Below are 9412 nucleotides of genomic sequence, written 5' to 3'. Positions count from 1 at the left end.
CAATGCCGGAGTGAGGGAACACCGAGCCTAGGCGAGGTGCCGACAGGCGGGGCAGAGCGTTTTGGTTACTTTTGCGCTTTTCAAAAGTGACCCGCTGTAAGAGCGGAACCCATAGCGGCCGTTACCGCAGAAACGGATATGTACACGGTAAAAGCTCAAATCCTGCGCCGCCGCCCCAACTGCGGAATCCCCACAGAAGGCACCACCTCCACCCGCTCCACCCGCCTCCCCACAACCCCCGCCAACCCCACCACCGTCGGCTGACTGAACAACGAGCGAGCATCCACCTCCAACCCCGCCTTACGCATCCGCGCCACCACCCCCACGGCCAACAACGAATGCCCTCCCAACTCAAAAAAATGATCCCGGCGCCCTACCCGGTCAAGCTTCAGCACCTGCGCCCACACCCCCGCAATCACCGTCTCCACCTCCCCCTGCGGCGGCTCATAGGCGCGACTCAAAACAGCCTCCACCCCAGGCTCAGGCAACCCCTTGCGATCCAGCTTCCCCGCCGGATTAAGCGGCCACGCCTCCATCCGCACAAACGCCGAAGGCACCATGTACTCCGGCAACCCCTCCACCATGTAAACCCGCAATGCTTCAAGACTCGGCACCGTCTCACGAACCGTGAAATACGCGACCAGCCGCTCATCCCGAATCAACACCGCCACCTCCCGCAACGCAGGGTGCGCCGCCAACCGCGCCTCAACTTCTCCCAGCTCCAGCCGCACCCCGCGCAGTTTCACCTGGAAGTCATTACGCCCCAGGAATTCCAGATTCCCGCCCGGCAAATACCGCACCAGATCCCCGGTGCGATACAACCGGTCCCCCGCCACAAACGAGCTATCGATAAACCGCTCGGCCGTCATCTGCGCCAGCCCCAGATACCCTCGGGCCACGCCAACGCCGCCGATGTGCAACTGCCCGCTGCACCCCATCGGCACCGGCCGGTCGTGCGCGTCCAGCACATACAGCCGGGTATTGTTGATGGCCCGCCCAATCGGCAACTGCACCGCTGGTACCGGCGCTCCCGGTTCCAGGGTCCAGGCGCTGCTGTCTACCGTGGCCTCGGTGGGTCCGTAGACGTTGTGCACGCGCACCTTGGGCAACCGTGCCTGAACTCCACGGGCCAAGGCCTCGGTCAGTTCCCCGCCACCGCATAAAACGTCGGTGAGGCTGGTGCAAAGCGCAGACTCTTCCAGCTCCAGAAATTGCTGCAACATCGCCGGCACAAACTTGATCACGCTGATCTGTTGCTCACGAATCACCTGCGCCAGATACGCCGGCTCGCGGTGACCATCGGGGCGTGCCAGAACCAGGCGCATGCCATTGGTCAGCGGCCAGAACAGCTCCCACACCGAACCGTCAAAGCTGAACGGCGCCCGCTGCAACAACGCGCCACCCTCGGCATTCGGGCACAGTTGCGAACCCCAGTGCATGAGGTTGCCCAGGCCACGGTGTTCGATCATCACCCCTTTGGGCGTGCCGGTGGAGCCGGAGGTGTACATCACGTACGCCAGGTTGCCGACGCTCAAGCCGGGCACCAAAGGATTACCCTCGGGCGCCTGGTGCCAGGCGCAGTGGTCGAAGTCGATCACCGGTATCGACACTTCCCCCGGCAACTCGCGGGTCGCGCCGTGCACCAGTAACGCTACCGGCGCGCTGTCCTGCAACATGTAAGCGAGGCGCTCGCGGGGATAACCCGGGTCCAGCGGCACATAGGCGCCGCCGGCCTTGAGGATGGCCAGCAACCCCACCACCAGGTCCAGCCCGCGTTCGACACACAGCGCCACGCGCGAGTCCGGCTGCACCCCGCGCTCGCGCAGGTGATAGGCCAGGCGGTTGGCGCGTTCGTTGAGCTGACGGTAGGTCAGTTGGTGCTCGCCGGCCTGCACCGCCACCGCGTGGGGGGTGTGCCGGGCATGGGCTTCGAACAGGGCGTGAACGGTCAGCTCCTCGGGGTAATCGGTTTCGGTGGCGTTGAAATCCACCAGTTGCTGTTGCAGTTCGGTCGCGGGCAGCACCTGCACCTCGAACAGCGGCGCTTCGGGCGTCTCCACCAAGCCCGACAACACCGTGCCCAGGTAGTCCAGCAGGCGTTGCGCGCCGACCTTGCGCGGCGCTTTGGCCTTGAGCCGGAAAGCGCTGCCAAGGTCGTCCACCGACAGCATCAGCGGGTAGCTGAGGATGTCTTCACTGCTGAGCAATTCGATGCCGGGCTGCAGCGCCTGCAACGCCTCGGCCGAGGCATGCCGGTAATTCAGCAGGCTGTTGAACAGCGGTGTGACGCCGCTGCAACGCTGGGCCAACGCCAGCGAGGCTTGTTCATGGGCGAGCAAGGCGCTCAGTTGCTGCTGCGTCTCCTTGATCGCCTCGCGCACCGTTAATCCGGCCAGCCGTACCCGCAGCGGCAAGGTGTTGATGAACATGCCCAGGGCACGGTCCGCACCTTCGCCGGCCTGCAAACGCCCCAGCAATACGGTGCCGAACACCACGTCGTCACGCCCCGAAACGCGCCCCAGTACCTGGGCCCACGCCAGGTGAAACAGGCTCGCCGCGCTGACGCCCAGGCTGCGAGCCTGCTCACGCAGTAACTGGCCAAGGCTGTCGGGCAGCAGCACATGGGCTTCTTCGGTCTCGTGGCGATCCGCCTGGCGTTCCTGCAAGCCGAAGGCCAGGGTCGGCTCGTCGACGTCCGCCAGCCGCTCGCGGAAGAATGCCTCGTGCCCGGCCTGGCGTGCCGGTGAACGGGTCTGGGCGACCACATTGCGATAGGGCACCGGTTCCGGCAGTTGCTGTTGCTGGCCTTGCAGGTGCGCCTGGATTTCCGCCATCAGCACCTGGGTCGACGTGGCGTCATTCACCAGATGATGGAAGCGCAGCATGCCCACCCAGCGCCGGTTCAACGGGTCTTCAACGTAGTCCAGGGCCATCAGTGGGGCCTTGCGCAAATCCAGCGGGCGCTGACGCTCGCGCAGTTGCTCGACGATTGAATCACCCTCAAGGCTCACCGGTTCCACGCGCAGGCGCGCCTCGCGCCACACCACTTGCATCGGTTGCTCAAGGGCATCCCATACCAGGCTGGTGCGCAAGATGTCATGGCGGTCAATCACCTGTTGCAGCGCCTGGGCGAAGGCATCCAGCTGGTCACGGCGGGCGAAGCTGAACATTGCGTGTTGCTGATAGGGATCGCGCTCGTCGGTGATGTGGTGATACAGCAAGCCCTCCTGCAACGGCGCCAGCGGATAGATCTCTTGCACATTGGGGGCGCCGCCGGGAATGGCGGCGACGATACGCTCGATCGTCGGCTGGTCCAGCTCGGCCAGCGTCAGCAGGTCCGGGGTGATCGTCGTGCAGCCCGAAGGAACACGGTTTTGCGGCACATCGAAGCCCGCGCCGTCGCCGACCGCTGCCGCCAGCGCGGCCAATGTCGGCTGGCCGAACAGCACCTGCACATCCGCCTGCAACCCGGCCTGGCGCATGCGCTGCACTAGCTGAACCGCCAACAACGAATGGCCGCCCAGCTCGAAGAAATGATCATGGCGCCCCACTTGTTCGACGTGCAGCACCTCGGCCCAGATCTGCGCCAGGGTATTTTCCATGGCGCCTTGTGGAGCCTCGTAGGTTCGGCTGACAAACGCCTCCTCACCGGGCGCGGGCAAGGCCTTGCGGTCGAGCTTGCCGTTGGCGGTCAGCGGTAACGCGTCCAGCTTTACGTAGGCGAGCGGCACCATGTAATCCGGCAGTCGCGATTGCAGCCAGGCACGCAGCGAATGGATCTCCACCGCGGTGTGTTCGGTAAACCAGGCCAGCAGTTGCCCGTCCCGTACCTGGACCACGGCTTCAGTGACGCCCTCATAGGCGGCCACAGCGGATTCGATTTCACCCAGCTCGATACGCACACCACGGATTTTTACCTGATCGTCGTTGCGGCCCAAGTACTCGATATTGCCGTCCGGCAACCAGCGCGCCAGGTCGCCGGTGCGGTACATACGGCCGGGGCTGAAAGGATCGTCGAGGAAACGTTCAGCGGTCATTTCCGGGCGGTTCAAATAGCCCCGGGCCACGCCTTGGCCGCCAACGTACAACTCGCCCGCAACACCGATGGGCACCGGTCTTTGCCGCTCATCCAGCAGATAGACCGTGGCATTCGCGATGGGCTTGCCGATGTGCAGCGGCTGCCCGACCTCTACGAGCCCTGAGGTGGCAACCACCGTGGCTTCGGTGGGGCCGTAATTGTTGATCACCGCAAAACGGCGGGCCTTGTTGAACTGGCGCAGGCGGTCGCCACCAATCAGCAAGGTGCGCAGGGTCGGGTGTTCGATGTTCTGGCTGAACGCATACTCGGCCACCGGCGTGGGCAGGAAGCACACGTCCAGCGGTTGCGCGCGCCACCAGTCCAGCAGCGCGTCGATGTCTTCGGCGCCGTCGTGGGCCGGCGGCAGGTGCAGGGTCGCGCCCACGCACAGCGCCGGCCAGACTTCMCAGGCCATCGCATCAAAACCGAAACCGGCCACGCTGGCGGTGTGGCTGCCTGGGTGCATGTCGAAGGCCTGGCAATGCCAGTCCACCAGGTTGGCCACGGTGTGGTGTTCCACCATCACGCCTTTGGGCAGGCCGGTGGAACCCGAGGTGTAGATCACATACGCGAGGTTGGCGGGCGTCATCGCCACCTGCGGGTTGCTCGCCGACCGGGCCGTGGCCTGGTCCAGGTGGATGACCGGCACCTGCAATACCGGCAAGCTCGCCAGCAACTCCGTCTGCGTCAGCACCGCCACCGGCGCGCTGTCATTAAGCAGGTAGTTCAGGCGCTCAGCGGGATGGGCCGGGTCTATCGGGACATAGCAGGCGCCGGACTTGAGAATCCCCAGCAACCCCACCAGCGTTTCCAGGCCGCGCCGGGCGACGATCGCCACACGGTCGTCCGGCTTCACCCCCAGCCCCCGCAGCTGATGGGCCAGGGCATTGGCCCGTTGATTCAACTCGTCATACGTCAGGCGCCGGCCTTGATACACCGCCGCCACCGCCTGCGGAGCCAGCGCGGCCTGGGCCTCGATACGCCCGTGCAGCGTCTGCGCGGCAGGATACGCCTGGGCAGTGGCGTTCCAGCGTTGCAACTGCGCGGTTTCCTCAGGCGTTACCAGGGAGAAATCCGCCAGGGTCAGTTCGGTATTTTCCAGCCCCTGCTCCAGCACATACACCAGGCGTTCGGCCAGGGCCTGCACCTCGTGCGGCTGGAAATACGCCTCGTTGTAGACGCAATGCAGGCACGCCGTGTCGTGGTAGCGATTGCTGCGCAAGTGAATCGCCAGGGGCAATGGCTCATGGTGGTTCGACACCTTGATCGCCCGGGCCGATGCCTGGCCGTAGCGGAACTCATGGTCATCCTGTTCATAGGACACCGACAGGTCGAACAGCTGGCCACGGTCGGCGCGCAGCAAACCCAGCTCGCGATTCATCTCGCTCAGCGGGAAGCGCTGGTGCCGGAAATCCTGCTTGAGCTGGTCCCGCACACCGCGCACCAACGCGCTGAAAGGCATGTCTTCGCTGAACTGCAAACGCACCGCACTGACCTGGGTGAACAGCCCCAGGGTCGAACGAAACTGCGCATTGGAACGGTTGAGGATCGGCAGCCCCACTACCCACTCCTGACGCTGGCCGGTGCGGCTGAAGTACAGGTACAGGGCGGCCAGTAACACATGAAACGCGGAGGCCTGGTGACGGTTCGCCACACGCGCCATGCGGTTGAGCAGCGCCGCCGGAAATGGCGCCACCAGGGTGTTGCTCGGCGCCTGGCCCCTGGCCTGATAACGGGGGGTCAGCAGCGGCTCGGGCAGAACCCGGTATTTGTCCAGCCAGTAGCGGCGGTCCCGGGCGTAACGGGGCGACTCGCGATACTGTTCATCACTGTCGATGAAATCGATATACGACGGCGCCGACAGGTCCGGTTGCCGGCCCTGCTCCAGAGCGCTGTAGATACCGGCCAGGGATTGCAGCATCTGGCCGAAGCCCCAGCCGTCGAGAATCAGGTGGTGGGCCTGGGTGCCGAGGCGGTAATGCAAGTCATCAAGCTTGACCAGGAAGAAGCGGAACAACGGCTCCTCCACCAGGCTGTAGGCCCGGGCCATTTGCTCCTGCAGCAAGGCCTGAGCGGCAGCCTGGGGATCGGGCAGCCGCGAGAAGTCATGCTGTGGCACCGATACCGCCATCACCTCGGCAAACGCCTGCCGGGGAAAACCATCGGCCGCCACCTGCAACACCGTACGCAACGCATCATGCCTGGCCACCAGTCGCTCAATGGCGCGCTGGATCAATTCGGGGTTCACCGGGCCTGTGAGGTCGACATAACCGCCGATGTTGTACAGCGGCGAATCGCCGAGGCGCAGTTGGTCCAGCCAGATATCCCGCTGGGCGGCGGTCAGGGGGAAAAACGTCATAAGATCCTTCTCATGTGAGGTGTCGATAAGGCGCACAACGCCCCATTGAGGCGAAATCAATGGAATTTAAGCATCGCCCCCAAGGCCCGTATGTCACCCGAAACCCGGACAGCCGGGTACCGCGCCGGGGTTGGCTGATGGTTCAGTGCTGAAACGATTAAATGAATGTAGGAGATTGGCTACATCTGGCCGATGCCTGACTGCCGACGAATTTCACAAAAGCCAATAAAACTGTTTTATTTCAAATAGTTAATAAACTCTAAAATATTCGAGGCGCACACCCTCGCCTTATTTCACTGTCAGACATGACGAAATAATGGCGCGTTTTTTATGGCAGGTTGTGTCCCTCGTTTCCGCTACATACGTAGGACAAATCCCCGTGGCTAAATAAAGCCTCGAGCACCGACCCAGGTTCAAGGAGAACGGGAGGCCTGCACACGTACGGGGCAACCGTTGACGGTTTTCGACATCAAGGATGAGATGGCTATGAGTCTGACCAGCAGTATTCGGAATGTGGAAAGTCCGCATTTTTATTTCGAGTTGGGGGAGTTGATTTCCAGTACCGGCACTGAACACTTTGCGGCGAACATGCTGCGACTGGTCGACAAGCTGGTGCCGGTGCACCTGGTGGACCTCAGTGAATGGACCCTCGACGAGCACCAGGCCTGTGTGTTCGATATCAAGTTACTTGGCAGCGATGGGTTGAAGCAGGACTTGCCACCACCGCGCACCCTGCATCACCGCGACGACCATCCGCTGCTGAAAAAAATGCTCGGCATGAACGACCCGCTGCTGATCCAGATGAATGCCAAGGCCAACAGCACCCACGCCCGGGGCACCTCCCATCAGTGCAACCTGGTCTCGCGCCAGGCCAATCGGCGCTGCGTGATTTCGTTCTATCGGCCCCACACCCAACGCGCCTTTTCCCTGGCCGAGCTGTCGTTTCTCAAGAGCCTTTCGGAGACCTTGCTGCCGTTGATGGAGCGCCACGCGCAGATCAACCGCCAAGTACCACTGGTGGCGCCCGAGCCCTCTAAAACCCCGTTGGAGCAGTCGCAATTGCAGCGCGAATTCTATAAACGCCTGTCACTCAGTGACATCACCTTGTCGGCGCGGGAGCAAGAGGTTTGCCTGGGGTTGTTGACCGGTGGGACCGTGCCGCAGATGGCCGAGAAGCTCAGCGTAAAAAACAGCTCCATCGAAACCTACCTCAAGCGCGCGGCGGCCAAACTGGGTGTCAGTGGCCGGCATGGCCTGGCCAAATGGATGGTTGGCGCATGATGAAAAAACTCATGCTCGGTGTGGTGTGCGTGCTTGGCGGGTGTTCGCTGATCCCGGATTACCAGCGGCCCGAGGCGCCCACGCCGGCGCAATACCCGCAGTACAACGCTGACAAAGTGGGCCCTACGGTCGCCGGGCCCGACTGGCAACCGTTATTCCGTGACCCGGTGATGCGGCAGTTGATTGGCCAGGCGCTGGTCAACAACCGTGACCTGCGGGTGGCGGCGCTGAACGTCGAAGCGTTCCAGGCGCAATACCGTATCCAGCGCGCGGACCTGTTCCCGGCGGTGTCTGCCACGGCGGCCGAAAACCGGCAAAAAGTCCCGCGACGCGCCACCGGTACCGGCAAGTCCGCGATCACCTCCACCTATTCGGCGACGCTCGGCGTGAGTGCGTACGAGCTGGATTTTTTCGGCCGCGTGCGCAGCCTCAGTGAACAGGCGATGTTGCAATACCTGGCCACGGAAGAGGCCCGGCGCAGTGCGCAACTGAGCCTGGTGGCCAACGTTGCCAACGCCTACCTGACCTGGCGCGCCGACCAGGAACTGCTGGCCCTGGCCCAACAGACGCTGGCCTCGGACGAACACAGCCTGCGCCTGACGTCCCGCAGCAAGACCGCAGGCAAGGCGACGTCGATCGATGTGATCCAGGCCCAGACCAGCGTCGAGAGTACGCGGGCGAGCATCGCCCGCTATCAGCGCCAGGTCGCCCAGGACCTCAACAGCCTGGCGTTGCTGGTGGGTGGGCCGGTGCCGGATTCGCTGCCGGCACGACCGCTGTCCGACGACCTGCTGGCCCGGGTGCCGGCCGGGTTGCCGTCGGACCTGCTGCAACGGCGGCCCGATATTGTCCAGGCGGAGTACCAGCTTCAGGCGGGCAACGCCAACATTGGCGCGGCGCGGGCGGCGTTTTTTCCGTCGGTCACGCTGACGGCCAACGCGGGCACTTCCAGCAAGGACTTGTCGGGGTTGTTCCAGGGGGGCTCGGGGAGTTGGGCGTTTCAGCCGCAGATCAATCTGCCGATCTTCAATGCGGGCAGCCTGCGGGCCAGCCTGGATTACGCGAAGATCCAGAAGAACATCCTTGTTGCGCAGTATGAGAAGTCGATTCAGACGGCGTTTCAAGAGGTCTCGAATGGGCTGGCGGCGCGGCAAACGTACAACGATCAACTGGCGGCGCAGCGGGATTTTGTTCGGGCCAACCAGAAGTATTACGACCTGGCGCAGCACCGGTATCGCAGTGGGGTGGACAGTAATCTGGTGTTTCTGGATGCGCAGCGGTCGTTGTTCAATTCGCAGCAGGCGTTGATTGTTGATCGGTTGGCGCAGTTGGTGGCGGAGGTGAATTTGTATACGGCGTTGGGTGGGGGGTGGGATGTGGGGGCTGATGGGGCGGGGTCGGGGGGCATATCCGTTTCTTCGGTCACGGCGACTTATGGTTTCGCTCTTACAGCGACTCACTTTGGAAAAGCCCCAAAGTAAGCAAAGGGCTCTGCCCCGCCTGTCGGCACCTCGCTAAGGCTCGGTGTTCCCTCACTCCGGCGCTGCTCCGCGGGCCGCCGCGATGGGCCATCCTTGGCCCAGCGCGGCTAAACCGGCGTCCTGCCGGTTTACCCGCTCCGCACCACCTGCGTTCGGCCTCGGGCTGAATGGGGCAGTCAGATCAAAATCAAAAGCAACAGCACAGCGGCCTAC

At 63.4% G+C, this 9412-nt stretch carries 3 protein-coding genes; 2 read left to right on the top strand and 1 reads right to left on the bottom strand.

Translation table 11 applies throughout. The annotated features are described in order from the left end of the window. Positions 1-155 precede the first annotated feature (155 nt). Positions 156-6437: a non-ribosomal peptide synthetase gene (locus P3C29_RS09360; protein ID WP_275964373.1), complete on the bottom strand. Its 6282-nt coding sequence runs from the start codon at positions 6435-6437 to the stop codon at positions 156-158. A 486-nt stretch (positions 6438-6923) separates the two neighbouring features. On the opposite strand from P3C29_RS09360, the gene P3C29_RS09355 reads away from it, so the two are divergent. Together P3C29_RS09355 and P3C29_RS09350 are read left to right on the top strand one after the other, a co-directional pair. Further along, complete coding sequence (locus P3C29_RS09355; protein WP_275964372.1) at positions 6924-7718, top strand: LuxR family transcriptional regulator; 795 nt, start codon at positions 6924-6926, stop codon at positions 7716-7718. Further along, positions 7715-9199: an efflux transporter outer membrane subunit gene (locus P3C29_RS09350; RefSeq protein WP_275964371.1), complete on the top strand. Its 1485-nt coding sequence runs from the start codon at positions 7715-7717 to the stop codon at positions 9197-9199. Before P3C29_RS09355 ends, P3C29_RS09350 begins: the two co-directional genes overlap by 4 nt. Positions 9200-9412: the final 213 nt, after the last annotated feature.

It is taken from the genome of Pseudomonas sp. 1912-s (genome assembly GCF_029269205.1).
In the GTDB taxonomy this organism is placed as follows: domain Bacteria; phylum Pseudomonadota; class Gammaproteobacteria; order Pseudomonadales; family Pseudomonadaceae; genus Aquipseudomonas.
The sequence above is the reverse complement of the archived record's forward strand: the minus strand, read 5'-3'. Positions and strand labels throughout refer to the sequence as shown.

Coding starts and splice junctions, on each gene's coding strand:
- P3C29_RS09355 (WP_275964372.1), top strand. CDS start 6,924: ATGAGTCTGACCAGCAGTATTCGGAATGTGGAAAGTCCGCATTTTTAT.
- P3C29_RS09350 (WP_275964371.1), top strand. CDS start 7,715: ATGATGAAAAAACTCATGCTCGGTGTGGTGTGCGTGCTTGGCGGGTGT.